General features: G+C 70.6%; 25 protein-coding genes, 1 tRNA gene and 1 pseudogene. 13 read left to right on the top strand and 14 right to left on the bottom strand.

Going from position 1 to position 26,531, the window contains the following annotated elements:
* Positions 1–53: 53 nt before the first annotated feature.
* Positions 54–1,007 (bottom strand): annotated as a pseudogene (locus HAV39_RS08775) (helix-turn-helix domain-containing protein); the annotation flags it as partial.
* A gap of 320 nt (positions 1,008–1,327) precedes the next feature.
* Between HAV39_RS08775 and HAV39_RS08770 the strand changes: the two are divergent.
* Both HAV39_RS08770 and HAV39_RS08765 read left to right on the top strand, forming a co-directional pair.
* A complete protein-coding gene (locus HAV39_RS08770) occupies positions 1,328–2,110 on the top strand; it encodes a (2Fe-2S)-binding protein (RefSeq protein ID WP_191838754.1) in 783 nt (260 codons plus the stop codon).
* Positions 2,111–2,334: 224 nt separating this feature from the next.
* Positions 2,335–2,607 (top strand): hypothetical protein, encoded by a 273-nt coding sequence (locus HAV39_RS08765; protein ID WP_155369362.1) that lies wholly within the window; start codon positions 2,335–2,337, stop codon positions 2,605–2,607.
* Positions 2,608–2,794: 187 nt separating this feature from the next.
* Here the strand turns inward: HAV39_RS08765 and HAV39_RS08760 are convergent.
* Positions 2,795–2,881 (bottom strand) — tRNA-Ser (locus HAV39_RS08760).
* Between the two features lie 75 nt (positions 2,882–2,956).
* Between HAV39_RS08760 and HAV39_RS08755 the strand changes: the two genes are divergently transcribed.
* Positions 2,957–3,925 (top strand): NAD(P)H-quinone oxidoreductase, encoded by a 969-nt coding sequence (locus HAV39_RS08755; RefSeq protein ID WP_191838641.1) that lies wholly within the window; start codon positions 2,957–2,959, stop codon positions 3,923–3,925.
* Here HAV39_RS08755 and HAV39_RS08750 read toward each other — a convergent pair.
* The 7 genes from HAV39_RS08750 to HAV39_RS08720 all read right to left on the bottom strand — a co-directional run bounded on the left by HAV39_RS08750 (position 3,885) and on the right by HAV39_RS08720 (position 9,639).
* On the bottom strand, positions 3,885–4,583 hold the full coding sequence (locus HAV39_RS08750; protein ID WP_191838640.1) for a glycosyltransferase family 2 protein: 699 nt from the start codon (positions 4,581–4,583) through the stop codon (positions 3,885–3,887). The two genes, HAV39_RS08755 and HAV39_RS08750, sit on opposite strands and share 41 nt — an antisense overlap.
* 153 nt (positions 4,584–4,736) lie before the next feature.
* Positions 4,737–5,294: a hypothetical protein gene (locus tag HAV39_RS08745; RefSeq protein WP_191838639.1), complete on the bottom strand. Its 558-nt coding sequence runs from the start codon at positions 5,292–5,294 to the stop codon at positions 4,737–4,739.
* A 34-nt stretch (positions 5,295–5,328) separates the two neighbouring features.
* A complete protein-coding gene (locus tag HAV39_RS08740; RefSeq protein WP_191838638.1) occupies positions 5,329–6,741 on the bottom strand; it encodes a sensor histidine kinase in 1,413 nt (470 codons plus the stop codon).
* Entirely contained in the window at positions 6,734–7,414 is a 681-nt protein-coding gene (locus HAV39_RS08735) for a response regulator transcription factor (protein WP_191838637.1), read from the bottom strand. Before HAV39_RS08735 ends, HAV39_RS08740 begins: the two co-directional genes overlap by 8 nt.
* A 161-nt stretch (positions 7,415–7,575) precedes the next feature.
* Complete coding sequence (locus HAV39_RS08730) at positions 7,576–8,070, bottom strand: hypothetical protein (protein WP_239120855.1); 495 nt, start codon at positions 8,068–8,070, stop codon at positions 7,576–7,578.
* An 89-nt stretch (positions 8,071–8,159) separates the two neighbouring features.
* Positions 8,160–9,104, bottom strand: a complete 945-nt coding sequence (locus HAV39_RS08725; RefSeq protein WP_191838636.1) for a rhomboid family intramembrane serine protease — start codon at positions 9,102–9,104, stop codon at positions 8,160–8,162.
* Positions 9,105–9,114: 10 nt separating this feature from the next.
* Positions 9,115–9,639 carry a peptidylprolyl isomerase gene (locus HAV39_RS08720; protein ID WP_275413962.1) on the bottom strand — a complete coding sequence of 175 codons (525 nt, stop codon included), beginning with the start codon at positions 9,637–9,639 and terminating at the stop codon, positions 9,115–9,117.
* 222 nt (positions 9,640–9,861) lie between these two features.
* Here HAV39_RS08720 and HAV39_RS08715 point away from each other — a divergent pair, with 222 nt between their 5' ends.
* Positions 9,862–10,542, top strand: coding sequence for a hypothetical protein (locus tag HAV39_RS08715; RefSeq protein WP_191838634.1), 681 nt, complete (start codon positions 9,862–9,864; stop codon positions 10,540–10,542).
* 76 nt (positions 10,543–10,618) lie between these two features.
* On the opposite strand, the gene corA is transcribed toward HAV39_RS08715, so the two are convergent.
* From corA to HAV39_RS08700, 3 genes are all read right to left on the bottom strand, one after another.
* On the bottom strand, positions 10,619–11,758 hold the full coding sequence (corA, locus tag HAV39_RS08710) for a magnesium/cobalt transporter CorA (RefSeq protein WP_191838633.1): 1,140 nt from the start codon (positions 11,756–11,758) through the stop codon (positions 10,619–10,621).
* Between the two features lie 435 nt (positions 11,759–12,193).
* Entirely contained in the window at positions 12,194–13,288 is a 1,095-nt protein-coding gene (locus HAV39_RS08705) for an aminotransferase-like domain-containing protein (RefSeq protein ID WP_120317493.1), read from the bottom strand.
* Between the two features lie 151 nt (positions 13,289–13,439).
* The gene (locus HAV39_RS08700; RefSeq protein WP_120321578.1) at positions 13,440–13,838 is read right to left on the bottom strand and encodes a CBS domain-containing protein; all 399 of its coding nucleotides are present in this window, start codon (positions 13,836–13,838) and stop codon (positions 13,440–13,442) included.
* A gap of 212 nt (positions 13,839–14,050) precedes the next feature.
* Between HAV39_RS08700 and HAV39_RS08695 the strand changes: the two genes are divergently transcribed.
* From HAV39_RS08695 to HAV39_RS08680, 4 genes are read left to right on the top strand one after another with little or no spacing between them, the layout of a single operon-like run.
* Complete coding sequence (locus tag HAV39_RS08695) at positions 14,051–14,800, top strand: phosphocholine cytidylyltransferase family protein (RefSeq protein ID WP_191838632.1); 750 nt, start codon at positions 14,051–14,053, stop codon at positions 14,798–14,800.
* On the top strand, positions 14,788–15,858 hold the full coding sequence (locus HAV39_RS08690; RefSeq protein WP_191838631.1) for an iron-containing alcohol dehydrogenase family protein: 1,071 nt from the start codon (positions 14,788–14,790) through the stop codon (positions 15,856–15,858). The genes HAV39_RS08695 and HAV39_RS08690 overlap by 13 nt, the downstream gene beginning before the upstream one ends.
* On the top strand, positions 15,845–16,549 hold the full coding sequence (locus HAV39_RS08685) for a CDP-alcohol phosphatidyltransferase family protein (RefSeq protein ID WP_191838630.1): 705 nt from the start codon (positions 15,845–15,847) through the stop codon (positions 16,547–16,549). The genes HAV39_RS08690 and HAV39_RS08685 overlap by 14 nt, the downstream gene beginning before the upstream one ends.
* Positions 16,550–16,603: 54 nt before the next feature.
* Positions 16,604–18,049 carry an ATP-binding protein gene (locus tag HAV39_RS08680; protein WP_191838629.1) on the top strand — a complete coding sequence of 482 codons (1,446 nt, stop codon included), beginning with the start codon at positions 16,604–16,606 and terminating at the stop codon, positions 18,047–18,049.
* Between the two features lie 82 nt (positions 18,050–18,131).
* Here the strand turns inward: HAV39_RS08680 and HAV39_RS08675 are convergent, their stop codons facing one another.
* Positions 18,132–19,289 (bottom strand): glycosyltransferase family 4 protein, encoded by a 1,158-nt coding sequence (locus HAV39_RS08675; protein ID WP_191838628.1) that lies wholly within the window; start codon positions 19,287–19,289, stop codon positions 18,132–18,134.
* A 50-nt stretch (positions 19,290–19,339) separates the two neighbouring features.
* Here HAV39_RS08675 and HAV39_RS08670 point away from each other — a divergent pair, with 50 nt between their 5' ends.
* On the top strand, positions 19,340–20,194 hold the full coding sequence (locus HAV39_RS08670; RefSeq protein ID WP_191838627.1) for an Fpg/Nei family DNA glycosylase: 855 nt from the start codon (positions 19,340–19,342) through the stop codon (positions 20,192–20,194).
* Positions 20,195–20,402: 208 nt separating this feature from the next.
* Entirely contained in the window at positions 20,403–21,971 is a 1,569-nt protein-coding gene (locus HAV39_RS08665; protein ID WP_120317500.1) for a sugar transferase, read from the top strand.
* A 54-nt stretch (positions 21,972–22,025) separates the two neighbouring features.
* On the opposite strand, the gene HAV39_RS08660 is transcribed toward HAV39_RS08665, so the two are convergent.
* Entirely contained in the window at positions 22,026–22,583 is a 558-nt protein-coding gene (locus HAV39_RS08660; protein WP_191838626.1) for a Uma2 family endonuclease, read from the bottom strand.
* Positions 22,584–22,778: 195 nt separating this feature from the next.
* Here HAV39_RS08660 and HAV39_RS08655 point away from each other — a divergent pair, with 195 nt between their 5' ends.
* The 3 genes from HAV39_RS08655 to HAV39_RS08645 are packed head-to-tail and all read left to right on the top strand — an operon-like array spanning position 22,779 to position 26,489.
* Entirely contained in the window at positions 22,779–23,456 is a 678-nt protein-coding gene (locus HAV39_RS08655; RefSeq protein WP_120317501.1) for a response regulator transcription factor, read from the top strand.
* Positions 23,453–24,607: a sensor histidine kinase gene (locus HAV39_RS08650; RefSeq protein WP_239120854.1), complete on the top strand. Its 1,155-nt coding sequence runs from the start codon at positions 23,453–23,455 to the stop codon at positions 24,605–24,607. The genes HAV39_RS08655 and HAV39_RS08650 overlap by 4 nt, the downstream gene beginning before the upstream one ends.
* Complete coding sequence (locus HAV39_RS08645; RefSeq protein ID WP_191838625.1) at positions 24,570–26,489, top strand: DUF4153 domain-containing protein; 1,920 nt, start codon at positions 24,570–24,572, stop codon at positions 26,487–26,489. Before HAV39_RS08650 ends, HAV39_RS08645 begins: the two co-directional genes overlap by 38 nt.
* Positions 26,490–26,531: the final 42 nt, after the last annotated feature.

Below are 26,531 nucleotides of genomic sequence, written 5' to 3'. Positions count from 1 at the left end.
GAGGCCCGCCGGTCCGGCGGGCCTCTTCGTGTCTCTCAGCGGGCCGCTACGGCCGGCGGGGCGGAGGTGAGGGCACGGAAGCGCCACTGCAGTTGGAACCGGGCGTTCAGCGACGGGTCCTCGGTGCGCCAGGTGAACACCGCGCGGTCGCCCTCCAGCTCGCGCACGATCGGCGTGCGCAGCGGCGCCTCCTCGGCCGCCATGGACGTCTCGACTCCCCACACCTGCGGGTCGAGCATGGCCGGGAACCGCATCTGCACCACCAGCCGCCGCGTGGGCAGCCGGACGGCCCGCTCGAACCAGGTGCCCCACTTGAGCTCGTCGACGCGGTAGCGGTATTCCACCGTGGTCCGCTCGCCCGGGTAGAGCGGGAAGCGGCCGTCGGCGTTCTCGAACAGCAGCCAGATCTCCTTGAACGCGTCACGGTCCTGCTTGGCCCGCCACACCATCGGCTCGGCCGCGCCGGGCTCGCCGCAGAACGCCACCAGGTTCAGCTCGTCGAGCCCGAGCGGATAGGCCCGGTGGTGGGCGTTGGAGCGCTGTGGCTGGCCCGGGTAGCGGTCCACCGCGACCCGGATGAGGTAACGCGTCACCGGCTCGTTGCCGGCGTTGTAGAGCGCGCGGCGCACTATCACGTGGTAGTCGCCGTCCACGTAGGTCAGCTGGGCTTCCTCCAGCTCGACGACGAGACCCGTGCCGGGTGGCAGCCACTGCGTGGGCACGGCGGGTTCCCTGGTCAGCAGGGTGGCCGGACCACGGGCCTGCCTGGCCTCCTCGTACTCCTGGAAGCGGCGCCAGATCGCGCCGCCGGCGTTGAGCACGGCCTCCGCCCGGCGGGCGAAGTCCTCGGTCGGCCGATGTCTTCGGCCCTCGATGTGGCTGATGTACGAGGGGTCGAACCCCATCCTGCTGGCGAGCTGCTTCTTGGTCATGCCGCGATCGATCCGCCACCGGCCGAGCTCGGCGGCGAACGCCTCGACGGCGCGTTCCACCGGCGAAACGCTCATGACCCTGCCCCGCTCCGCTCGGTCATGCCACACCTCGCCCCCTCCTCCGCTCGTCGTGAATCCTCATTCTTCGCGGCTGCTGGACCAGTTAATGGGAACTGCTGATTACCTGACAAAAACCTTGACAGGCGATCAAGGGGCCAGCCGGTGCGTGACGATCCATAACCGTCGCAGAAAGTGACACACGGTGAGCCAAGTGGCGTAAACTGGCACCGGTCTGGTTAGCCTAGCCTTATCGGGGTACAGTGAGCTCAACCCCGTATGGGCTGGTGCATGTGCAGGAAAGGATCGGTGAGGAACGAGTGCGTACGCTGACGCCTCTGGTCCTGACCGACGCCCTGCGCCCCCTCACCGTCACACTCAGTGCGGTGCGCCGTCGCCGAGGGTTCACGGCCGTGCACGGTCTGGCCGACCCGCTGCTGGTGACCGACGACGAGGGCTGGACCCCGGCATCGCGGTTGCTCGACGGTTCCGCGCTGCCCGCCCTGTTCGACACCGCCGTCCAGCGCTGGGGCGCGGCCCCGCACGCCGCCGCGACGCTCGCCTGGAAGTCGTACACCTACTGGGTCGCCATGCCCGCCGTGCTGAGCTGGGCCACGGCCCGCCGGGTGCCGCTGGTCGACGCCGACAGCACCCTGCTGCGCTTCGGCGGTGGCGAGCCCGGCGCCGCCCTGGTGCAGGTCGGCCTGCGGGCACCCCAGGTCGCGGTGCTGCCCGACGACCCGCTGGCGCACTCCGGCGTCCCCGGCATCACCGTCGTCTCCGACGAGACCCTGCTGCTCAAGACGCTGCGGAACAGCCTGCTCGACCAGCACCTCGACCCGCTGTCCGAGCGCATCCGCGCCGAGGTCAAGGTCGGTCGGCGCACCCTGCTCGGCTCCGTCGCCTCCGGCATCGCGTACGCGGTGCTGCGCAGCGCGCCCGCCCTGCCGGGCTCGACCGCCGCCGACACCGCGCGGCAGCTGCTCGACGCGCTGGACCTGCACGACCTCGTCGACATCGGCACCGGCGACAACGGCGAGCCCGAGGTCCACCGGCGCACCTGCTGCCTGGCCTTCACCCTGCCGCAGCCGAAGGTCTGCTCCGGCTGCTGCCTGCGCTGACCGCACCGTTTCCCGGCGAGAAACGTCGTCTCACGAATCCGCTCCATCGGGCCGCCCCACCTCGGCGCGGGCTCGAATCCTATGTAGATGAGCGGCGTGAGCCATGCCTCAGCGTCCCCACCTGCGATTCATTCGTCGCCGAAGGGGTGACGGGCGCTATCGCCGATCCTCGGTAATCGATATGTTGGCATCTCCCTATCACTCCTAGTTATGGAGGTGTCACGATGCGCAAGCTCAACGGCATCGGCAAACGGCTCGCCGTCATCGGCGCGGCCACCCTCGCGTTCGCCGGAGCATCGGCGATCGCCGCCACCCCGGCCCACGCCACCCCCGGCGACTGCAGCGCGTACCTGGCGGCGCAGGGGTTCGGCGGGGTCGAGTTCGGGCTCGCCTGCACCCTGGGCGACCTGTCCTACACCGTCTGCACCACGCAGCTCACCCTGCTGAGCGTCCCGCCGGCGACGGCGGACGTGGCGTGCCGGCTCGCCGCGGTCTGACGGTGTGAACCGGGTGCGGCCCTCGAACATCCTGGGTCCGAGGGCCGCACCCCCTCAATGTAAGTGCCGCGCCCACCCGGTGGAGACCGGCCGTTCGCCGGAGCTCCACCCCCATGGGACGAGCAGGTACGCGTCAGGGGCCGGCGGGAGATAACCTTCCTGCCGGCCCCTGACCGTGTCGTCTCGGCGGAGGGTAAGGGATTCGAACCCTTGAAGACATCGCTGCCTTAGTGGTTTTCAAGACCACCGCCATCGGCCACTAGGCGAACCCTCCAGGCGCATCGCCGACGACCAGTGTGCCAGACGCGTCGCCCGCCCGTCCGGACCGGTCTCGGGGCAAGATGGTCTGGTGTACGCCATGACGATCCCCGCCAAGGGTGAACTTGCCTGGTCAGAGGTCCCCGATCCGATTCCGGCCGAGGGCGAGGTGCTGATCCGGACCGCCGCCACCGCGGTCAACCGGGCCGATCTGCTCCAGGTCGCCGGTGTCTACCCGCCGCCACCGGGCGCACCGCCCTATCCGGGGCTGGAGTGCTCGGGCGTGGTCGAGCGGGGAGCCGGGCCGTGGCGGCCGGGCGACGAGGTGTGCGCGCTGCTCGGCGGGGGCGGATACGCGGAGGCGGTGGCCGTCGACGCGGCGCACGTGCTGCCGGTGCCGGACGGGGTCGACCTGGTCACCGCGGCCGGGCTGCCCGAGGTGGCGTGCACGGTGTGGTCGAACCTGACCATGGTGGCGGGGCTGCGGGCCGGCGAGACGGTGCTGATCCACGGCGGTGGCAGCGGGGTGGGCACGTTCGCGATCCAGTACGCCAAGGCGCTGGGGGCGCGGGTGGTGGCCACGGCGCGGGCGGCCAAGCATGCCCAGCTTCGCGAGCTGGGCGCGGACGAGTGCCTCGACTACACCAGCGACGACTTCACGGGCGTGGGCGCGGACGTGATCCTCGACATCATCGGCGCGGCCTACCTGGAGCGCAACGTGCAGGCGCTGGCGACCGGCGGGCGGCTGGTGGTGATCGGGCTGCAGGGCGGCGCCAGGGCGGAGCTCAACCTGGGGGCGCTGCTGGCCAAGCGGGCGTCCGTCGCCGCGACCGCGCTGCGCTCCCGGCCCGCGGCGGAGAAGGCCGCGATCGTGGCCGGGGTGCGGCAGGACGTGTGGCCACTGCTGGCCTCTGGCGCGATCCGCCCGGTGGTGGATCGCGTGCTGCCGCTGGCGGAGGCGGCCGCGGCACAGCGGATCGTCTCGGCCAACGAGCACGTCGGCAAGGTGCTGCTGGTGGCTAGCGCTGCTTCGGCACCCGGCGCAGGCGCTCCCGCATGAGGATCAGCAGGGCCTCGATCCCGTCCATCGCGGTGATCTTCTTGCCCTCCTCGCGGGTGCGGGCGGTGTAGCTGATCGGCACCTCGTACGGCCGGTTCTTGCGGCGCAGGAGCTTGCCGGTGACCTCCGCCTCCATGCCGAAGCCCTTGGACTTGACGTTCAGCGAGCGGTACAGGTCGAGCGGCATCAGCTTGAAGCAGGTCTCGAGGTCGCCGATGTACGAGTTGAACAGCACGTTGGCGAACAGGGTGACACCCTTGTTGCCCATCACGTACCAGAACGAGAAAGCCGCGTGGCCGCCGAAGCTGCGGTTGCCGTAGACGACCTTGGCGCGGCCGTCGAGCACCGGGCCGAGCAGCTTCGGGATGTCCTTGGGGTCGTACTCGAGGTCGGCGTCCAGGATGACCATGTAATCACCGGTCGCGGAACCGACGGCGGTGCGGATGGCCGCGCCCTTGCCGGCGTTCTTCGCGTGGTGGAATGCCTGCAGCCGCGGGTCGTCGCAGTTGTCGAGGATCTCGGCGGTGCGGTCCTTGCTGCCGTCGTTGACCACGACCAGCTCGATCTCGCACGGATAGTCGACTGCGAGGGCCTGCTTGAGAGCCTCGCCAAGCCGGGCCTCTTCGTTGTAGACCGGCATGAGGATCGATAGCTTCACTGGGCACTCCGCTGCTGACACTGGTTGGACCGGGCGAGTCTAGCCCTTGTGTCGGGTCCCTGCACATCCGGCAACGTCAGCGCCTCGCGACAAAAAGGAAGAGCACCTTCTTTACGGTTCACGTACAGGAAGGCGCCCTTCCTCACTCCGGGCTCAGCGGGCGAGCGGGATCACTATCAGGCGGGCGGTCGGCACGTCGCCCTCCTTCGGCCCGGCCAGCGCCACCTGGGCGCCTGCCTTCAGCTCGGTGGCCTGGATCGTCGCCCGCTTCTCGACCACCCGCAGCTTCTCGCCGTAGTGCCAGGTCTGGGTGTATCCGTCGGCGGACTTCACGGTGATCGAACCGCCGTCGACGGCGGTGACGACGCCGCGCTGGACGAGCACGGTGACGGGGCCTTTCTTCGTCTCCACGACGGCCTCGCCGTGCTGCACGTCGCGGCGCAGCGCGACCCGCAGCGCGTGCCGCTTGCGCCAGTTCTGCAGGCGGTTGTCGATCTTGTCCTGGGCCGCGGGCGCGGGAGAGGCGGTGGCGTCCAGGTCGGTCTCGGCGGCGACGAGGTCGACGGGTGCGACGCCCATCGCGGCGAGCGCCTCGGCCTCCACCGAGGCGACCAGTCCGGTGGCGGCCGCCGGCATGTCCGACGGGCCGCAGGCGGTCAGGCCCAGCAGCGCGGTCAGACCCAGGGCGACGGTGAGGCTGAGTTTTCTCATGACCGCAGCCTGCCCGGCCGTCGCGCGGGCGCGGTCAGGCCGACGTTCGGGGCAGGTAAACCGTGAACCTGGCGCCGCCCTCGGCCGCGTGACCCGCCTCGATGGTGCCGCCGAGGCGCCGGGCCAGGCCGGCCGCCAGGGCCAGGCCCAGGCCGCTGCCGGTCTGCCGGACGCCCTGGTAGCGCTGGTGCAGCGCGCCGCGCTGGAAGGCCACGGCCAGGTCGTCGTCGGTGAGTCCGGGGCCCCCGTCGCGGACCTCGATCGCGGTGCGGTCGGGCAGCGGGCGCACCGCCACCACGATCGGACGGCCCGGTGGCACCACCCGCAGCGCGTTCTCGACCAGTCCGTCGACGATCTGGCGCAGGCGCAGCGGGTCGGTGCGCGCCCACACCTCCCCCGCCGGGACCTCCGCGCGCACGGGCACCCCCGCCTGCGCGGCGCGCGGCGCGAAGGCGCGCTCGGCCGAGGTCACCAGGGAGACCAGCTCGACGTCGGTGAGCTGGACGGCGAAGTCGGCGGCGTCGAGCCGGGCGAGTGAGAGCAGGTCGGCGACGAGCCGGTCCAGCCGTTCGGCCTCGGCGAGCACGGTCTGCCCGACCTCCTGCGCGGAGTCGGCGCCGACCACACCGTCGGACAGCGCCTCGGCGTACCCCTTGATGGTGGTCAGCGGGGTGCGCAGCTCGTGCGAGATGGACAGCAGGAATTCGCGCTGGCGTCCCTCGCTGGTGGCCAGCGCCTCGGCCAGTTCGTTGATCGAGTGGGCGAGCCGTTCCACCTCCTGCGGCGGCTCGGCGGCCAGGCGCACCGTGCGGTCGCCGGAGCTGAGGCGGGCCGCGGCGGTGGCCGCGTTGCGGATCGGGCGGGCCAGGCGGCGGCCCAGCAGCACCCCGGCCAGCACGCCGGCGCCGAGCCCGGCCAGCAGCGGCAGCCAGAGGTTGCGCAGCACCTGGCGGCTGATGCCGGTCGCGGCGGGCCGGGCCAGCACGACGCCGTCGCCACCGCCGAGTGGGCGGCCTTCGATCATGGAGAGCCGCCCGCCGACCATCGCCAGCCGCTCGCTGACCGGCTTGCCGTCCGCGACCTGCTGCACCACCCGGGTGGGCAGCCCGGGCCGGTCGGCCGCGCCTGTCGTGATCAGGTATGCGCTGACGTCGCCGTTGAGCTTGCGCAGTTGCTCGATCAGCTTGGCGTCCGCGGCGGGCCGCCGGTTGCGCAGCACCTGGGCGACCACGTCGGTCTGCGAGGCCAGCCCCTCCCGGGCGGCCTGCTCGGTGGCGCGCGCGGTCAGCGGCACCGCGATCAGCGCGGTGACCACCAGGGTGATAAGTGCGACGATCACCCCGGCGAGCACCGCCCGGGTGGTCAGCGTGCTGGTGCTGGCCGTGGGCCGGGGCGGCGCGGCGAGCACCCGGATCGGCACGGTGAGATCGGCGCGGCGGTCAGGCATCGGCGGTGTACCCCACGCCCCGGACGGTGCGCACGATGTGCGCGGCCGTGCCGAGCTTCGCGCGGACCTGCGCCACGTGCACGTCGACGGTGCGGGTGCCGCCGTGCGCGGCGTACCCCCAGACGGTGGACAGCAGCTCGTCGCGGGTGTAGACCCGGCCGGGCCGGCTCATCAGGTGCGCCAGCAGGTCGAACTCGGTGCTGGTCAGGTGCACGGTGACGCCGTCGACGGTGACCTCGCGCCGGGCCGGGTCGAGCCGCACCGGGCCGACGGCCCGGCTGCGGTCGGGCTCCGGCGTCCCGCCGGAGCGGCGCAGCACCGCCTTGAGCCGGGCGACCAGCTCACGCGGGCTGAACGGCTTGGTCAGATAGTCGTCGGCCCCCAGCTCCAGCCCGACGATCCGGTCGACCTCGTCGTCCCGCGCGGTGAGAAAGATGATCGGCACCCAGATGTCCTCGGCCCGCAGCCGCCGGCAGATCTCCGTCCCGTCCATCGACGGCAACGCGATGTCCAGCACACAAGCGGTAGGCCGCAACCTCCGCGCCGCCGCCAACCCCGCGGCCCCATCCGACTCGACCTGCACCCCATACCCGTCACGCTGCAGGTAAAGCCGAATCAAATCCGCAATGGGCCGCTCATCCTCGACAACGAGCACCAGCCCCTTCTCACTCACGCCGCCATCATGTCCGACCCACGTACGAACCACGTAAGCCCACCGCAAACCTTCCGCCCCCACCAAACGACGATCTTGCGCGAACCGTGGGTACGACACGCCTATTTCGGGCGTATCGCCAACAGTTCACGCAAGATCGTCGCGATCTTGGCGGCGGGGGGTCAGGCGCCGACGAGGTGGTCGGCGAAGGAGGCGTAGGGGGTGGCGTTCAGGCCGGCGGTGCGTTGGGCGATCAGTTTGGGCTTGAAGACGTGGGAGAAGAGGGCGTCCAGGTGCCAGACCTGCTTGGGGTGGCCCGCGTGGATCCAGAAGCGCTCCCGGATGCCGTCGACGGCGGTGGCCGCGAACTCGATCGCCGACAGGCGCGGGTCCGGGTGCCAGGTGACGTTGGCGAGGTGGCGCAGGTCGGTGTTCAGGTGCAGGCGGAGCCGGCGCAGGATGCGGCTCTCCTGAGTGATCACCAGCCGGCGGTACGTCAGCAGCATCAGGAACTCGCGGCCGAGCGGGCGCTCGGGGCGCAGGGCGCGGGCGACGAGCACCGTGGCGTCACCGGCCTCGACACAGCGCCGGAAGATCGGCATGTGTCGGCTGACCGTGGCCATGGGAATGCCGGCTTCGCCGGTGGCGGGAAGGAACGTACGCGAGAAGACGTCCATGTAAGGAGCAACGAGCGCGCGTGACACACGTCACGCGAGTCACTCATGCGATCGATCGCGACCCTCGTCGATGGATGCGTTTTCGCTGGTCACCGCGTCAACGACAGGGCCACTGTCACACCCATGAGACCTAGGAACGTCAGCACCAGCACGGCCGTCTGCACCAGGGTGCGGTGCTCCTTCGGCGCGTACGCCAGCCCGGCCCCCACGATCGCTCCGGTGACGAGCCCGCCGAGGTGACCGGCGATGCCGATGCCCGGGATGGCGAAGGAGATCGCCACGTTCACCACGATCACCGGGATGATCGCGGACGCGTCCCGGCCCAGCCGTTTCAGCACGAAGAAGTAGATGGCGAACAGGCCGTAGATCGCGGTCGAGGCGCCCGCGCCGACCCCGTTGGCGCTGAAGATGTAGCCGGCCACGTTGCCGCCGATGCCGCAGAGCAGGTAGGCCGCCGCGAACCGGACCGGGCCCAGCGCCGCCTCCAGCGGACGGCCGAGCACCCACAGCGCCCACATGTTCATCGCGAAATGGATGATCCCGTAGTGGATGAACATCGCGGTGAACAGCCGGTAGTAGCCGCCGTCGTCCAGGCCCGGCCAGACCGAGCCGTACTCCGGCAGGGCCCCCGCGTACACCGCGTGCTGCGGGCCGACGGTGATCGTCTCGCCGAGCACGCCGCCGATGAACTGCCACTCGGTCAGCGGGGAGAACAGGCCCCCGCCGAAGATCGCGGGCATGCCCACCAGCAGCGCCCCGGCGATGAGCGCCAGCGCGTTGAGCCCGATCAGGGCCTTGGTCACGTAGCCGTGCATGCCGAGCTGTGACCCGCCGAAGTGGGTCAGCGCCGGGCGCTGGGTGCGCCGGCCCTCGGCGACGCAGTCCGGGCAGTGGTGGCCCACCGACGCCGGGATCATGCAGTCCGGGCAGATGGACTTGTCACATCTGCTGCATTTGAGGTGCGTCTCCCGCCCCGGGTGGCGGTAGCAGCTGGGTACGGGCGGCAGGCCACCCTGGGGTGCGGGAGACGTCATGGAAGCGAGATTAGCGCTCGATGTCGATTCGTTCGATGATGATCGCTTCCCGCGGCCGGTCACCGGCGTCGGTCGGCGTGCTGGAGATCGCGTCCACGACCTTCTGCGAGTCCGCGTCGGCGACCTTGCCGAAGATGGTGTGCTTGAAGTTCAGCCAGTTCGTGGCACCGGTGGTGATGAAGAACTGCGAGCCGTTGGTCTTCGGGCCGGCGTTCGCCATCGCCAGCAGGTACGGCGCGTTGAAGCTGAGCTCCGGGTGGAACTCGTCGTCGAAGGTGTACCCCGGGCCGCCACGACCGGTGCCGGTCGGGTCGCCAGTCTGGATCATGAAGCCGTCGATCACACGGTGGAACGGCGTGCCGTCGTAGTACGGACCGGTGATCGGCTGACCGGTCCGCGGGTCGGTCGCCCCCTCCTTGGTGCCCTCGGCCAGCTCCACGAAGTTCTTCACGGTCTTCGGGGCGTGGTTCGGGTAGAGCTCCAGGCGGATGGGACCGGCGCTGGTGTGCAGGACGGCGAAACGGGCGTCAGCCACGTCTAACTCCTGATATTCGAGTGGTTGGTTACCGACAGATTCTCCCATGTGCCCGTTCCGGGTGTGCGATGGCGTCCGGCGAGGCAGGATGGCAGGCAGGGACATGAACGGGGCGCGCTTTCGTCGTGACGGCGCGCCCTGCGATACCACCGCACGGGCGCGGGGGCGCCCGGAGCGACTGTCTGTCCGGCGCGGGGGCGCCGGGCAGGAAGGCGGGGGAAGATGCTCGGATTTCACAAGAAGACGCGCGGAGAGCTGATGCGCGAGGAAATGGGCCAGAGCTGGGACCATTTCCTGCAGGCGGCGACACATGCCGCCGGCGGGGTCGGGGCGTCGTTCGGCCCGACCACCGGACGCATGCGCCGTGTCACTTCACGCGGCATGGACACGACGGTGTCCGCCCTCGCGCCGCTGGCCGCGGCGTACCGGGAGGGCGCCGCCGACGCCATGCACGCCAGCAAGAAGGCCAACGCCAAGGCGCGCAAGCACAAGAAGGGGGGCCACGTGTCGCGTAGTGGCAACACGGGGATGCTGATCGGGCTGCTCGCCGCGGGTGCGGCCGTCGGCATCGCCGGCGCGCTGGTCATGAAGCGCCGCCGCCAGCAGCAGTGGTCGGAGTACGACCCGAGCCAGGCGCTGGAGTCGATGCGCGCCGAGACGAAGTCGATGACGGACAAGACCGCCGGCAAGGCCGACTCGGTGATCGGCAAGGCCACGCACCACACCAGCAAGGCGATGGACAAGACCGCCGACAAGCTGCACGAGGCGGCCTCCTCGCTCAAGGGCGGCGGCCGGGACACCATGAAGGCGAAGATCAACGACGCGGCCGAGGCGGCCAACGACGCCACGGACAGCTTCGCGTCGAAGTACTCGTCCACCGGCTCGAAAAACAGCCGCATGTGACGAGGTCAGCGCACTCGACCGTTATAAAGGGCACCTTCTACCACGCATAGCGTTAAGAAGGTGCCCTTCCTTTGTCTCAGAGCCAGCCGGAGCGGCGGAGCATGCGGTAGACGGCGTAGGAGGCGGCCAGCATCACGGACAGCGCCATCGGGTAGCCGTACTTCCAGCTGGTCTCCGGCATGAAGTCGAAGTTCATGCCGTAGATGCCCGCGATCGCGGTGATGACCGCGGCGATACTCGCCCAGGCGGCGACCTTGCGCATGTCGTTGTTCTGGTCGACGGTCACCTGCGCCAGCCGCGCCTGCATGATCGAGATCAGCAGGTCGTCGAAGGAGCTGACCTGGTCGACCACCCGCGCCAGGTGGTCCTGCACGTCCCGGAAGTACTTGCGCAACTCCTTGGTGACCTCGGGGGTGTCGCCGATCAGCAGTTGCAGCGGCCGCTGCAGCGGCAGCACCGCCCGCTTGAACTCGACCAGTTCCCGCTTGAGCTGGTAGATGCGCTGCATCCGGCCGCTGGAGTCGCGCGCGAAGACGCTCTCCTCGATCAGGTCGACGTCTTGGCTGATCCCGTCGGCGGCCTCGACGTAGAGGTCGACCACATGGTCGAGCACCCCGTAGGCCACCGCCCAGGGCCCCTGCTTGAGCAGCTCGGGCCGGGCCTCCAGGTGCTCGCGCACCGGCTTGAGCCGGCAGGCCTCGCCATGGCGTACGGAGATCACGAAGTCGGGCCCGATGAACAGCATGATCTGACCGGTCTCCACCACCTCGGAGTGCTCGGTCAGCTCCTTGTGCTCGACGTAGCGCGCCGCTCGCAGGGCCAGGAAGTGCACCTCGCCGAACTGCTCCAGCTTGGGTCGCTGCCCCGCGCTGATCACGTCCTCCACGGCCAGCTCGTGCAGGCCGAACGCGTCGGCGATGCCGGCCATCTGCAGCTCGTCGGGGGCGTGCAGGCCGAGCCACACGAAAGCGCCGCGCTGCCGGCGCGCCAGCACCAGTGCCTCCCGGTAGTCACCGGCCGCCGGCTGGCGGATGCCGTCGAGGTAGATGGCGCAGTCCACGATCGCGTCGCGGCGCTCGCCCGGCTGCGGGGGCACCGGGTGGGCGTCGGCGTCGCCGCTCAGCCCGACCAGGCGGCCCATCACCCGGGCGGGGGCGGTGAAGGCGCGGGTCAGGCGATCGCCGTTGGAGGATCGCCGGCCGTTGTCGTCTCGCATGTCGTCAACCACAACCGCCCCCTTCACCGGGTCGCCGACCACCCGGAGACTCCGTCAGACAGGCTACTTGGCGCACATACCGCTGCGGGCCGGCCGTGATCGTGAGTGGACCCGGCGCGGCGGGAAAAGAGGCGCCGGGTGGACCACGTTGCCGCTATCGGGGGGAATGCGGCTCGGTCCACCCGGCGCCGGAACGCCACCCGGGGTGGGGGGTGGGTGACGCTCCTTTTTCATTGGGGGCGGGGGCAATGCGGGCGGAGGGCCCCACGCGCGACGAGGCCAGATCACCACGGCGTGCCGCGTGCTCTTCACTCGGTCGGCGACGGGCGCCCGACGCATTGTGATCCTCGTAACCTCGCGAGGGGAACCCCACCCACCCCCGATCTGACTGTCAGAAATACGACAGAAGGGTGGTCGGATATCCGAACCGGCGAATCAACCGCGAATGGCGTCGATGGCCTCGGCGAGGCGGCGCACACCCTCGTCGATCTGGTCCGCGGTGACCGCGCTGAACGCGAGGCGCAGCGAGTTCTCGCCACCCTCCAGCAGGAAGTCCGAGCCCTTCACCACCGCCACGCCGCGCTCGGCGGCGGCCGGCAGCAGCTTGTCGACGTGTACGTCGGCCGGCAGCTCGATCCAGAGGAAGTAGCCGCCGTCGGGCTCGGTGAACGACACCCCGTCGATCCGCTTGCGCAGCGACTCCGCCAGCACCGTGGCGCGCTCGGCGAGCGCGGCGCTGACCGTGGCCACGGAACGGTCGATGTCGCCGGAGGCGCAGAACTCGTACACGATGCCCTGCGCGACCTGGCCCGCGGAGATGTAGAGGTTGGTCGCCTTGCCCGCGATGGCGTCGATCAGCGCCTTGTCGCCGACCAGGTAACCGACCCGGACCCCCGGGCACACCGTCTTGGTGAAGGAGCTGGCGTGCACGACGACGCCCGCGGTGTCCAGCGACAGCATCGTCGGCAGCGCCTCGCCGCGGAACCGGATGTCGACGTACGGATCGTCCTCGAAGATCGTGAAGCCGAACTCCTGCGCCAGCGCGAGCAGCTCGTGCCGCTTGGCCTCGGACAGCGTCACACCCGCCGGGTTCTGGTAGTTCGGGATGATGTGTGCGAGCTTCGGCCGCACCCCCGACTCCAGCAGGGCGCGCAGCTCGGCGGTGTCGATGCCGTCCGGGTGCAGCGTCACCTGGTGCACGACCGCGCCGAGGTTCTGCAGGTTCAGCAGGGTCCGGTCGTAGGTCGGCTTCTCCACCACGACGTGGTCACCGGGCTTGACGAGGTGGTTGAAGAGGAACGCGTCGGCCTGCAGGGAGCCGTTGGTGATCAGCACCTGGTCGACGGCCACCCCGTGCTTGGCCGCGATCCACTTGCGGAGCGGGCCGTAGCCGTAGGAGTTGCCGTACGCGGTGAGGCCGGCCGGGTCGGTGGCGAAGGCGCGGACAGCCGCGGCGCTGAGCCCTTCGACATCGACGATGTCGAGGCTCGGAGCGCCCCGGGCGAACGAGATGAGCTGCTCGGCGGTCATGTTGACAGGTTAATGCGACCGAAATGCGAGACCGCTCCACCCGCCCCTTCGTGTCATCCGACATGATCACGACGATCCTTGCCGGAACCAGGGTCGATCGCCGGAAAAAGGCGCGCGAAGACCCCGGTCCCCGCAAGATCGTCGGTTGCGGTCAGACGGAGGCGGCGGCCTCGGCGCGGCGCAGCGCCCACACCCGCATCAGATCGCGGACCGAGATGATGCCGAGCACCTCGTCGCCGTCGAGGACGACCAGGTGGCGGAACCCGCCCCGGGCCATCGCCATGGCGGCCTCCTCGAGGCTCCAGTGCGGCGCGGCGTAGACGACGTCCCAGGTGATGTGGTTGGCGCACTGCTCCACATCCGGGTCGAGGCCGGAGCCGATGGCGTTGAGGACGTCGCGCTCGGTCATGATGCCGAGACCCTCACCGTCCGGGTCTATCACGATCGCCGAGCCCACCCGGCGCATCGCCATGAGCTGAGCCGCCTGGCGCAACGTGTGCTGTGGGCCGACCATCAGGACCGGCTTGCTCATCGCCTCACGAACATGCATCGCGTGCGCCTGTGCAGCGTTAGCCATATGCAATCACCCCTTCGGAACGCAACCCCATTGAAACGCACCGTACGGACATCTTGGGCCGGGTTGTGGGCAACTCACAAGACTTGTTATAGGTCGCGGCTTGTGCTGGCTCGGCCGCCACGCTCAGGTGCAGTAGCCTTCACCAGCGACGAAACACCCTCCGTACCCCCTCGAAGGAGCCACCAATGATCGGGATGGTGCTGGCCGCGGGCGCTGGACGCCGGCTGCGCCCCTACACCGACACGCTGCCCAAGGCCCTGGTGCCGGTGGACGGCGAAACGACGATCTTCGACATCGCCCTGCGCAACCTGGCGAAGGTCGGGCTCACCGAGGTCGTGGTCGTGGTGGGTTACCGCGCCGAGGCCGTCGAGGCCCGCCAGGCGGCGCTGGAGAGCAAGTACGGCGTCACCCTCACCCTCGTGCACAACGACAAGGCCGAGGAGTGGAACAACGCGTACTCCCTCTGGCTGGCCCGGGAGCACTTCGCCCGGGGCGTGCTGCTGGTCAACGGCGACACCGTGCACCCGGTCTCGGTCGAGCAGACCCTGCTGACCGCCATGGCCAGCGACGAGCACGCCGACGCGGGCATCGTGCTGGCGCTCGACGACCACAAGACGCTCGCCGACGAGGAGATGAAGGCGATCTTCACGGCGGACGGCAAGCTCGCGAAGATCACCAAGCTGATGGACCCCGCCACCGCGCACGGCGAGTACATCGGCGCGACCCTGATCCGGCCCGAGGCCGCCGCGGCGCTGGCCGACGCGCTGCAGGCCACCTTCGAGCGGGACCCGAACCTCTACTACGAGGACGGCTACCAGGAGCTGGCGAACCGGGGCGGGGTCATCCGCGGCGCGTCCATCGGGCAGATCCCCTGGGTCGAGGTCGACAACCACGACGACCTGGCCCGCGCGCGGGAGATCGCATGCCACTACTAGCCCGCACGGTCAACACGCCGCTGGCGATCGAGGTCCGGCGAGGCGCCATCGCCGACCTCGGCACGCTGCTGGCCGACCGGCGCATCTCCGCGGGCGGCGAGGTCGCGCTGGTGGTCGGGCCGGGGCTGGGCGAACGTGTCGCCGAGCTGTGCCGCCCCGGCCTGGGCAGCGCCGACGTGTTCACGGTCGTCGGCGGCACGCTCGACTCGGCCCACGAGGTGGGCGAGAAGCTGCGCCGCCGCAACTACGACGCCGTGGTCGGCATCGGCGGCGGCAAGACCATAGACACCGCGAAGTACGCGGCCACCCGGTTCGGCATCCCGATGGTGAGCGTCGCCACCAGCCTCGCCAACGACGGCATCGCCTCGCCCGTGGCCTCCCTGGAACACGACGGCTTCAAGGGCTCCTACGGCGTGCACATCCCGATCGCCGTGGTGGTGGACCTCGACTTCGTCGACGACGGCCCGGATGCGCAGACCAGGGCCGGCATCGGTGACGCGCTGAGCAACCTCAACGCGGTGGCCGACTGGGAGCTGGCGCACCGCGAGCGCGGCGAACCGATCGACGGCCTCGCCGTGACGCTGGCCCGCGCCAGTGCCGAAGCCCTGCTCAACCACCCCGGCTCGCTGACCGACGACGACTTCCTGACCAGCCTCGCCGAATCGCTCATCCTCGGCGGGCTGGCCATGGCGGTGTGCGGGTCCAGCCGGCCCGCCAGCGGCGGGTGCCACGAGATCTCGCACGCGCTGGACCGGCTGCACCCCGGCACCGCCTCGCACGGCGAGCAGTGCGGGCTCGGCGCGCTGTTCTGCACGTTCCTGCGGGCCTCGATCGAGCCCGCGCAACAGTCGCGGTTCGACCGGCTCAGCGCCTGCATGAAGCGCCACGGCCTGCCGCGTACCCCGGCCGACCTGGGCATCAGTGACCACGACTTCGTGGCCGCGGTCGAGTTCGCGCCGCGTACGCGGCCGGACCGCTATACCATCCTGGAGCACCTCGACCTGGGTCGCGACGAGCTGATCACACGAGTGGCAGACTACGCGGATGCCGTCCACTGACACGCTGACCACGCCCCGTCCCCGGGTCGCCGACTTCTACGCGGTGAACCGGGGCGGCGGGCTGTTCTCCGAGGCGTTCAGCCAGCGCCTCGGCGCGGTGTTCGCGCTGGTCGCGGCCCGCACCGGGCTCAAGCCGACGCACCTGACCCTGCTCAACCTGGTGCTCGGCATCGCCGTGTCGGTGGTCCTGGTGCTGCGCGCGCAGGACGGCACGGCCGCGATCACCCCGCTGTACGGGCTGCTCGCGCTGCTCGGCTGGCAGGTGGCGTACTCGCTGGACTGCGCCGACGGGCAGCTGGCCCGGGTGACGAGCCAGCGCAGCGCCGCGGGCGCCCGCATCGACATCCTGTGCGACGTGGCCACGCAGATCCTGCTGGTCACCGCGCTGGTGGCGGTGGCCCGGCCGCCGCTGTGGCTGAGCGCGCTGTTCGCCGGCTCCTGGATGGTCAACCTCGTCACCAGCGTGCTCGCCAGCGCGGGCGACGCGAACTCGATGGTCACCTCGACGTCGCTGCCGGTGCGCATCGTGAAACTGGTGCGCGACTACGGCGCGGTCATCTTCGTCGCCGGGCTGGTGCTGACCCTGGCCCCGGCGCTGACGATCTGGTTCATCGCCGCGTTCACCGTCGTCAACTTCGGCTTCCTGCTGGCCAGCATCACCTTCACCGCCCGTACGGCACTACGCGGCTGACTTGTTAGAACCATAGTTCTTAGAACTACACCTCTAAGAACTATGGTTCTACATATGCTCGCGAAACCTGACAACGTCTTCGACCGCACCGCCGAGTGGGGGGCACTCGCCCGTTTCGCCGGGTCCCCCGCCGCCAGCGCCCGGTTCGGCGTGGTCAGCGGGCGGCGGCGGCAGGGTAAGACGTTCCTCCTCGACGCGCTGGCACGAGCGACCGGTGGCTTCTACTTCGCGGCGACCGAGGACACCGAGCTGGAGTCGCTGCGCCGGTTCGGCCGCGCGCTGGCCGCTCGCACCGGTTCGGGCGGCGAGTTCCAGCTGCACAACTGGGAGGACGCGCTGCGGCAGCTGTACGCCGTGGTGCCTGATGGTTTGATCATCATCGACGAACTGCCCTACCTCCTGGCGGCCAGCCCGGCCCTGGCCTCGCAGCTCCAGCAGGTGCTGGACCCCGGCGGACTCGCCCGCGACACCACGTCGAAGCTGCTGGTCTGTGGTTCGGCGATGGCGGTGATGGGCGGCCTGCTGAGCGGCAACGCACCGTTGCGGGGCCGGGCGAGCCTCGAACTGGTGGTGCCGCCCATGGACTACCGCACCGCGGCCGAGTTCTGGGGCGTGCTCGACCAGCCGGAACTGGCCGTGCTGCTGCACAGCGTCGTCGGCGGCACACCCGCCTACCGGCACGAGTTCGTGCACTCGGACGCCCCGGCCGACCTCGCCGATTTCGGTGACTGGGTGATCCGCACCGTGCTCAACCCGTCCGTCCCGCTGTTCCGCGAGGCTCGCTACCTGCTGGCCGAGGAGACCGGGGCCCGGGACACCCCGCTCTACCACGGTGTCCTGGGCGCGATCGCACTCGGCCACAACACCCGTGGCGGGATCGCGAGCTACCTGGAAAGGCCCTCGACCAACATCAGCCACCCGCTGACCGTGCTGGAGGACTGCGGGCTGGTGTCCAAGGAGCCCGACGCCTTCCGCACCGGGCGCTCGACGTACCGGATCGCGGAACCGCTGGTCACGTTCTACTCGGCGGTGATGCGACGCAACTGGAGCTTCCTGGAGCGCGGCATGGCCGAGCAGGCCTGGCAGGCTGGTCAGGAGACGTTCCGGTCCCAGGTCGCCGGGCCGCACTTCGAGCAGCTGTGCCGGGAGTACGCCCTGCGCAACGCGGTGGCCCTGTTCGGCGGGCCACCGAGCACGGTCGCGGCCGGCACGGTCGCCGATCCGGCAGCCCGGTCGCAGATCCAGGTCGACGTCGCGGTGCTGGGCACCGAGGGGCAGGTGCTCTCGCTCGGCGAGGCCAAGTGGAAGCAGACCATGGGCCTGCCCCACCTCGACCGACTGCGGCGGGCTCGTGACCTGCTGGCTGCCAAGGGCCACCGGACCGCCGGCACCCGCCTGGCCTGCTACAGCGGTGCCGGCTTCACGCCCGATCTGCTGAGCGCCGCCGAGACCGAGAACGTCCTCCTGGTCGACCTCCCGGCGCTCTACGCCCAACCGTGACGGTCGCGGCCAGCCATGATCGTTCGGCTTGCCGGGCAGGTGCGGTTCCAAGATACGCACAGGCGCCCGGCAGGTCGGGTGATCAGCTGCGGGGGCGGAGGGACGTGTAGACGTCGATGAGCTGGGAGGTGACCACGTCGGGGTGGAAGGTGTCGAGGTAGCGGCGGCGGGCCGCGTCGGTGAGGGTCGGCGCGGCCTTGAGGGCGTCGGGCAGGGCTGCGGCCCAGTCGTCGACAGTGGGCGGGACCGCGAACCCGGCGTCGCCGATCAGGTACGGGATGCCGCCGAGGTTGGTGCCGAGCACCGGCCGGCCGTTCGCCAGCGCCTCGAGGATCGCGGTCGGCAGCACGTCGTGCCAGGTCGACGGCACGGCCACCATGGCGGAGGTGCGCAGCGCCGCGCGGACCCCCATCCGGTCCATCGGGCCGAGGTACTCCACGTCGGTGCGCTCCGCGGCCACCTGCTCGGCCAGCGGGCGCAGCTCGCCCTCACCGGCGATGCGCAGCCGGCCCAGCGCGCCGTCGGGGTGCCGCCGCCATGCGTCCAGCAGCAGGCCCAGCCCCTTCTCCGGGGACAGCCGGGCCGCGAAGAGCAGGCCGTCACCGGCCGCCGGGGGCGGGCCCGGGTCCTCGACCGCGTTCGGCTTGACCGTGATCTGGCCGTCGGTGATGCCGTAGTCACGCAGGTGGTCGGCGATCGCCTCGGTCAGCGCGATGTAGCGGTCGACCGAGCGCCAGGTGGAGCGGTGCACCGCCAGCGTGGTCGCCATGATCGCGCTCTGCGCGGTGGACCCGCGGTAGCACTTGTGCTTGATCGCGGGCAGCGCGAACGCCCTGCCCCGGCACTCGTGGCAGGCGTGGCCGTCGCGGAAGTACAGGCCGGGCGCGCACACCTGGCGGTAGTTGTGCACCGTCTGCACCACCGGCACGCCGTGCGCGTGCGCGGTGCGCACCACCCAGGGCGAGAGCAGGGGGTACGGGTTGTGCAGGTGCAGCACGTCCGGGCGCTGTTCGCGGAGCAGCCGGGCCAGGTCCTTCTGCGCGGACGGCGCCCAGATCGGGGAGATCGGCAGCAGCACCTTCTGCGCGGCCGTCAGCGACGGGATGTCGTCGGAGCTGCGCAGGAACGGCAGCACGGTGAGCCCGGCCGCCTCCAGCTGCGCCATCTCGAGGTCGACGATGACGTTCTCGCCCGAGGGCAGCTCGGAGCGGTACCGATTGTGGGCGACGACGACCTTCAACGGTTTCCTGCTCTCTGTTCGGCTGACCATAGAACGGTAGCGTTAGCGCCGTGCCCGAGTTGCCCGAGGTGGAGGCGCTCGCCGCGTACCTGCGCGAGCGAGCGGTAGGCCAGCGCGTCGAGCGGGTCGACGTGTCGGCGATCAGCGCCCTCAAGACGTTCGACCCGCCCCTGTCAGCGACCCACGGACTGACGATCACCGGTGCCGGCCGGCACGGCAAATTCCTCGACATCGAGCTCGGGGACCTGCACCTGGTGATCCACCTGGCCCGCGCCGGCTGGCTGCACTACCGCGACGCGCTGCCGGACACGCTGCTCAAACCGGGCAGCGGGCCGATCGCGCTGCGGGTGCGGCTGGGCGACGGGTCGGGCTTCGACCTGACCGAGGCCGGCACCCGCAAGAAGCTCTCCGCGTACCTGGTGACCGACGTGAACCAGGTGCCCGGCATCGCCCGGCTCGGTCCGGACGCGCTGGGCCTGGACCTGGCGAGCCTGACCGAGCTGCTGCGCCCCCTCAACTCCCAGATCAAGGGGGTGCTGCGGGACCAGCAGGTGCTCTCCGGGATCGGCAACGCGTACTCCGACGAGATCCTGCACGTGGCGCGGCTGTCGCCGTACGCGCGGGCGGACCGGCTGACGTCGGAGCAGCTGGAGAGCCTGCACAGCGCGATCCAGCAGGTGCTGACGGAGGCGCTGGAGCGCTCGGTGGGGCAGAAGGCGGCCACGCTGAAGGCGGAGAAGCGGGCCGGCCTGCGGGTACACGGGAGGACTGGGCAGCCCTGTCCGGTCTGCGGCGATACGGTACGTGAGGTGTCGTTCGCCGATTCCAGCCTGCAGTACTGCCCCACCTGCCAAACCGGTGGAAAACCGCTCGCAGACCGCCGACTTTCCAAACTCCTGCGCTAGTGTCACGCACAGCCCAGTTCGTATAGTGTCCCGGTCCTGGGAGTCTTCGGACGCATCGCCGACACGGTGTCTCCGCCGACCCCGGACAAACCATGCGAGACTGAACGTTGTGGGCGACACCCGTCCTGCCGCACGTTCCGACCGCAGGGCTACAGCACCTGCCGGCACCACCGGGCAGGAACGTGACGCACGGGAGGACCCAGGTGAGGTGACGACGAGCCTGAAGCACCCGACCACCGTGCCCAAGCGGTCGAATGTCCCGGATTACGTAGCCGACCGATACGAGCTGCCCCCAGTGCCGAAGACCGACGGCGTCGCCCGCAACGCGTTCGCCCGGTCCACCGCGCGCCGCGCCCGTTGGCACCGGCCCTACATCCTCTGCCTGGTCATCGGCGACTTGCTCTGTGCCGCCGCGGCGAGCTGGACCGCCATCACGCAGTTCGAGAGCAATCGGGTCACTTCCGGTTTCGACCGGGAAATCCAGTTCCAGCTTGTCGCGTACGCCTTCATGCCGCTGATCTGGCTGCTGCTGCTGTGGGCCAACGGCGCCTACGACCGCCGCGTCATCGGCCTGGGCACCGACGAGTTCAAGCGGGTGTTCCGGTCCACCATCGCCGTCGCGGCCAGCGTCTCCTTCCTCGCCTTCGGTTTCCAGAAGGGCGGGCCGGGAGAAGGCCTGTCCCGCGGCATCGTCGCGTTCGTGATCATCGCCGCGATGGCCTACATCTTCGGCATGCGATTACTGGCCCGCCGCGCCCTGTACGTGGTGCGCCGCCGCGGCCGATTGGCCACATACCGGATGCTCTTGGTCGGTTCCCTGCCCGAGACGCTCTTCGTCTACAAGGTCGTCTCGCGCAATCCGAAGGCCGGCCTGGTGCCCGTCGCCATCCACCTCTCCGAGCACCTGCCGGCCTCCCGCCGCGCCCAGGCCCCGGTGCCGGTGCACTACGGCCGCAACCTGGTCGACCTCGTGCACGAGCTGCGCGCCGACACCATCGCGGTGTGCGGCTCGGCCGGCGCGGAGCCCGACGAGCTGCGCCGCCTCGCCTGGCAGCTGGAGGGCACCGGCATCGACCTGGTGGTCGCGCCGCAGCTCACCGACATCGCCGGCCCCCGGGTGCACATCCGCCCGATCGAGGGCCTGCCGCTGCTGCACGTCGAGGAGCCCAAGCTCTCCGGCATGGCCTGGCTGGCCAAGAACCTGCTGGACCGGGTCGCCGCCTTCTTCGGCCTGCTGCTGCTGACGCCGCTGCTGCTGGTCATCTCGCTGGCCATCTCGATCACCGACCGCGGCCCGGCGTTCTTCCGGCAGCTGCGGGTCGGCCACGAGGGCCGGGTGTTCAAGGTGTGGAAGTTCCGCACCATGTACACCGACGCCGAGGAGCGCAAGAGCAAGCTCGAAGCCCAGAACGAGGGCGACGGCATGCTTTTCAAGATCCGCGACGATCCGCGGGTCACGCCGGTCGGGCGCTTCCTGCGGGCCAGCTCGATCGACGAGCTGCCGCAGCTGATCAACGTGCTCAAGGGTGAGATGTCGCTGGTCGGGCCGCGCCCGCTGCCCGCCGACGACGGCGACTACCTCGGCGACGTACGCCGACGGCTGCTGGTGCGCCCCGGCATGACCGGCCTGTGGCAGGTCTCCGGCCGCTCCGACCTGAGCTGGGACGAAGCGGTCCGGCTGGACCTCTACTACGTCGACAACTGGTCTTTGGCATACGACCTGAGCATCCTCTGGCGCACCGTCGGCGTCGTGCTCCGGCGCAAGGGTGCCTACTGACGCAGATCTGAGAGACGGCCGGGCAGCTCATCGAGCTGCCCGGCCGTCTCGTTCTCAGCCGAAGAGCGCGTCCAGGTCGAGTCGGTAGGGGAACGGCGCGGTGCCGCGAATCTCCCTCGACCGCTTCTCCTCAGCCTGGTAACCGAACGGGCTCGGGTCCGTGAGGACCAAGAATTCGCGGGTCCGCGAGTCGATGATCCAGTATTCGGGAACACCGATCATGGCGTAGCCATGGCGCTTGATCACTAGATCGTTGTTCGGATTACCCGGGGACACCACCTCCGCCACGAGATGCACCGCGGTCGGAGGAAGCGCAGACAAAGGCCTGCCGAACAGGTCCGCGTCGAAGATCACTAGGTCTGGAACGAAATAGGAGGTGCCGTTGTCCCGCAGCACTCCGATGCCCTCGCTCACGGCGAGCGTCTCGGGCGCCTGCCGGTCGAGGCCGCGGCGCAACCGGAACACCAGGCCGGCATGGGGCAGCGGGGGCTGGGGCGTCACGAGCAGGCTCCCGTCGTAAATCTCGTACCGGTAGCCGTCGTCGGGAGTGTCGAGCAGGTCCTCGAACTGCCAGGCGCGCGGCGGCTGAGGCCGGAGCAGCGGATGGGTCATCGTTGTCACCCGTCCTCTCTATCGGTGCCCGTGTGACATCTCCAGAGTGCAGCACGAATCTGCGGCGAGGAAGCTTCCCCAGGTCAAATGACGGACGCCGGGCACGTTCAGCGATGCGTTCACACCGGTCCCGCGCACAAGTCCTTCACAACTGGGACTGAGGACATGCACAGGTGACCGCTACAGTCCCTGGTCATGAGTGAACGTCGCGTCCTGGTGGTGGAGGACGATCCCACCATCGCCGGGTCGGTGATCGCCCGGCTGCGGGCCGAGGGCTTCGCGGTCGCGCACGCCGGCACGGGTCCGGCCGCCGTGGAGGCCGCGGGCCGGCTGAAGCCCGACCTGATCGTGCTGGATCTGATGCTGCCGGGCTTCGACGGGCTGGAGGTCTGCCGCCGGGTGCAGGCGCAGCGGCCGGTGCCGGTGCTCATGCTCACCGCCCGCGATGACGAGAACGACTTGCTGGTCGGGCTCGCCGTGGGCGCCGACGACTACCTCACCAAGCCGTTCTCGATGCGGGTGCTGGCCGCCCGGGTGCACGCGCTGCTGCGCCGCGCCGACCGGTCGACCGCCCCGGACGCGCCGCTCAAGCTGGGCCCGCTGGAGATCATCCGATCGGAGCGCCGGGTGCGCCGGGACGGGGCCGAGGCCCACCTCACCCCGACCGAGTACGACCTGCTCGTCTACCTCGCCGAGCGGCACCGGGCGGTGCTGCCGCGGGAGCGGCTGCTGGCCGAGATCTGGGGCTGGGCCGAGGGCTACGGCACCCGCACGGTCGATTCCCACATCAAGGCGCTGCGCCGCAAGCTGGGTGCCGACCTGATTCGCACGGTGCACGGAGTCGGATACGCCCTGGAAGCCGAAACCACGTGATCGAACGCGTCCTCGACTGGCTCACCCAGCCCATGTACCGCGTGCTGGGGCCCCTGATCGTGCTGTCCAACCGGGCGCTGGACCGGCTGCCCCGGCCGCTCGACCCGTTCCGGTCGATCAAGCTGAAGCTGGCCATCCTGCTCGGCATCTCCGGCGCGACCGGCCTGGTGGTGTTCTGGGGCCGGCTCGGGTTCGTCAACTGGCCGGTCGCCTTCTCCGCGGCCCTGGTCGGGCTGATCACGTTGCAGGTGCTGGCGCACGGCATGACCAAGCCGCTGCGCGAGATGACCGCGGCGGCGCGGGCGATGGCCCGCGGTGACTACAGCCGCCGGGTGCGCGCCACGAGCCGGGACGAGGTGGGCGAGCTGGCCCGCGCGTTCAACCTGATGGCGGCCGACCTCGCCGCCAGCGACCAGCAGCGGCGCGAGCTGATCGCGAACGTGTCGCACGAGCTGCGTACGCCGATCACCGCGCTGCACGGGGTGCTGGAGAACATCGTCGACGGCGTGAGCAGTGCCGACCCGGCCACGCTGCGCACCGCCCTGGCGCAGACCGAGCGGCTGTCCCGCCTGGTCACCGAGCTGCTGGATCTGTCGAAGGTCGACGCGGGCGCCTCGGCGCTGCGCCGGGCGCCGATGCCGGTCGCGGAGTTCCTGGCCCGGGTCGTCGAGGAGGCGAGCCTGAACGCGCCGGCGACCCGGTTCCGGCTGCACGACGTCGTTCCGCACACCATCGACGCCGACCCGGCACGCCTGCACCAGGTCTTCGCGAACCTGCTGGAGAACGCCGCCCGGCACAGCCCGGCCGGCGGGCTGGTCACCGTCAGCGCCCACCCGACCGGCACCCATACCGTCTTCGAGGTGCTCGACCAGGGAGTGGGCATCGCGCCCGCCCTCCGGGAGCGGGTCTTCGAGCGTTTCACCAGAGGCAAGAGCGCCGAGTCGTCAGACGGCGGCACCGGTCTCGGCCTCGCCATCGCCCGCTGGGCGGTGGAACTGCACCACGGTTCGATAGCGATCGTCGACCCGCCCGGCGGGATCGGCTGCCGCGTCCGCATCACCCTGCCCCAGAAACCTGTACCTCATCAGTCGCCCGCAGAAGTCGGAGCCAACGATGTCAGACACCTCTCCGGACAACCCACCGCAGCCTGACGAGCCGTCGCCACCTGCCGCGGAGGCGGCGGCACCGGCGAAGAAGGCACCGGCCCGCAAGCGCACCCCCGCGAAGGCGGCCAAGGCCCCGGCCACCACCGACGCCGCCGAGGCGGAGCAGGCGGCTGCGGCCGCCACCGGCGACGCCGCAACCGCGGACCCCGCGGCCGGCGCAGCACAGGCGCACGCGGTGGACGCGCCCGCGCCGGATGCGGGCACGTGGGCCGCACCCGACGCGGTGGCCCCGGCTGCCGAGCCGGCAGCGGCGACGCCTGCTCCGGCCGCCGCCGCGCCCGCCGTGACGGCTGCGGTGCCCGTGGCGACCGCCGCCGTGCCACCGCAGACGTACCCGGCCGACTTGGCCCGGTTCTCCCCGCTGCCCCCGCCCCCGCCGGGCTTCCTGCAGACGCGCTGGCAGGGGCCTGACTACGCGGGCGGGTCGGCGGCCTGGGTCGCCGCGCTGATCGGCGGCCTGGCCACCGCGATCGCGCTGCCGCTGAGCCGCCCCGGCATCGGCTGGCTGCTGGTCGGCCTCGTCATGACGGGTGCGGTCTGGCACGCGGCGCGGTTCGGCCCGAAGCCGGACACCCGGACCGAGCGCTGGGTGCGGATCGGCTGGGCGGTGCTGGCTGTGGCGCTGCTGGCCGTCGGCACGTTCCGCGACGCGGGCTGGCTGTACGTCTTCTGCGTCCTCGGCGCGCTGGCCTGCGGTTCGCTGGCGGTGGCCGGCGGCCACTCGGTCCGGGCCGTCGTGGTGGGCGCGCTGGCACTGCCGCTGGCCTTCTTCCGGTCCATCCCGTGGCTGGCCAAGGGCGCCCGTGCCTGGCAGCAGACGCGGGAGAAGAGCGGCACCGCGGGCCGGATCGTGCTGTCCCTGGTGGTGACGTTCGTGCTGCTGGTCGTCTTCGGTGCGCTGTTCGCATCGGCGGACGCCGCGTTCGCGACCATGCTCGGCGACATCCTGCCTGAGATCAACGCCCGCGCGATCTTCCGTGGAGTGCTGTACACCGTCGTCGGCGGCCTGATCACCGCAGGTGCGATCTTCACCGTGCTGGCGCCGCCGGACCTGTCCGGGCTGGAGCGGCCCGCCACGCGGCGCATCGGCCGCATCGAGGTCGCGCTGCCGCTCGGCGGCCTGGTGCTGCTGTTCGGCGCGTTCGTGGTCGTGCAGCTGCGGTTCATCTTCGGCGACAAGGCCTACATCCAGAAGACCAGCGGGCTGACCTTCTCCGAGTACGCCGTGCAGGGCTTCGGCCAGCTGCTCGTGGTGACCATGCTGACCCTGGTCGTCATCGGCCTGGTGTCGCGCTGGGCGTCAAAGGAGACCTCGCAGGACCGGGTGCTGCTGCGCACCCTGCTCGGCGCGCTGGTGCTGCTGAGCATGGTGATCGTCGGCTCGGCGGTCTGGCGCATGTGGCTCTACCAGAACACCTACGGCTGGACCCGCGAGCGGCTGTTCTTCGGCTCGGTCGAGCTCTACCTCGGCGGCGTCTTCATCCTGATCGCGATCGCCGGGTGGAAGCTGCGGGCCTCGTGGTTCCCGCGGGCGGCGGTGGCCGGTTTCGCGGGGCTGCTGCTGTTCCTGGGCGCGGCGAACCCGGAGCACTTCATCGCCGAGCAGAACGTCGAGCGCTTCCAGAAGATCGACTTCTGGTACCTGCGGGCCCTGGGCCCGGACGCGGCGCCGGCCCTGGCCCAGCTGCCGGAGCCGTACCGCAGTTGCGCCCTCAGCTGGATGATCCGCGATCTGAAGGCCAACCCGGACCAGTGGTACTCCTGGAACCTCAGCCGCGCGCACGCCCGCGAGCTGCTCGCCGACATCCAGACCATGCCCGCCGGCCGGGCCTGCACCGAGTCCGACAACCTCAACGCCCGCAGGTAGTCAGCCGCCCGCCCGTCGCCTCTCGCAGGGGGCGACGGGCGG

The sequence above is a fragment of the Catellatospora chokoriensis genome (assembly GCF_011297315.1).
Taxonomy (GTDB): domain Bacteria; phylum Actinomycetota; class Actinomycetes; order Mycobacteriales; family Micromonosporaceae; genus Catellatospora; species Catellatospora citrea.
Note: the sequence above shows the minus strand (reverse complement) of the source record. Positions and strands in the feature narration are given on the sequence as shown.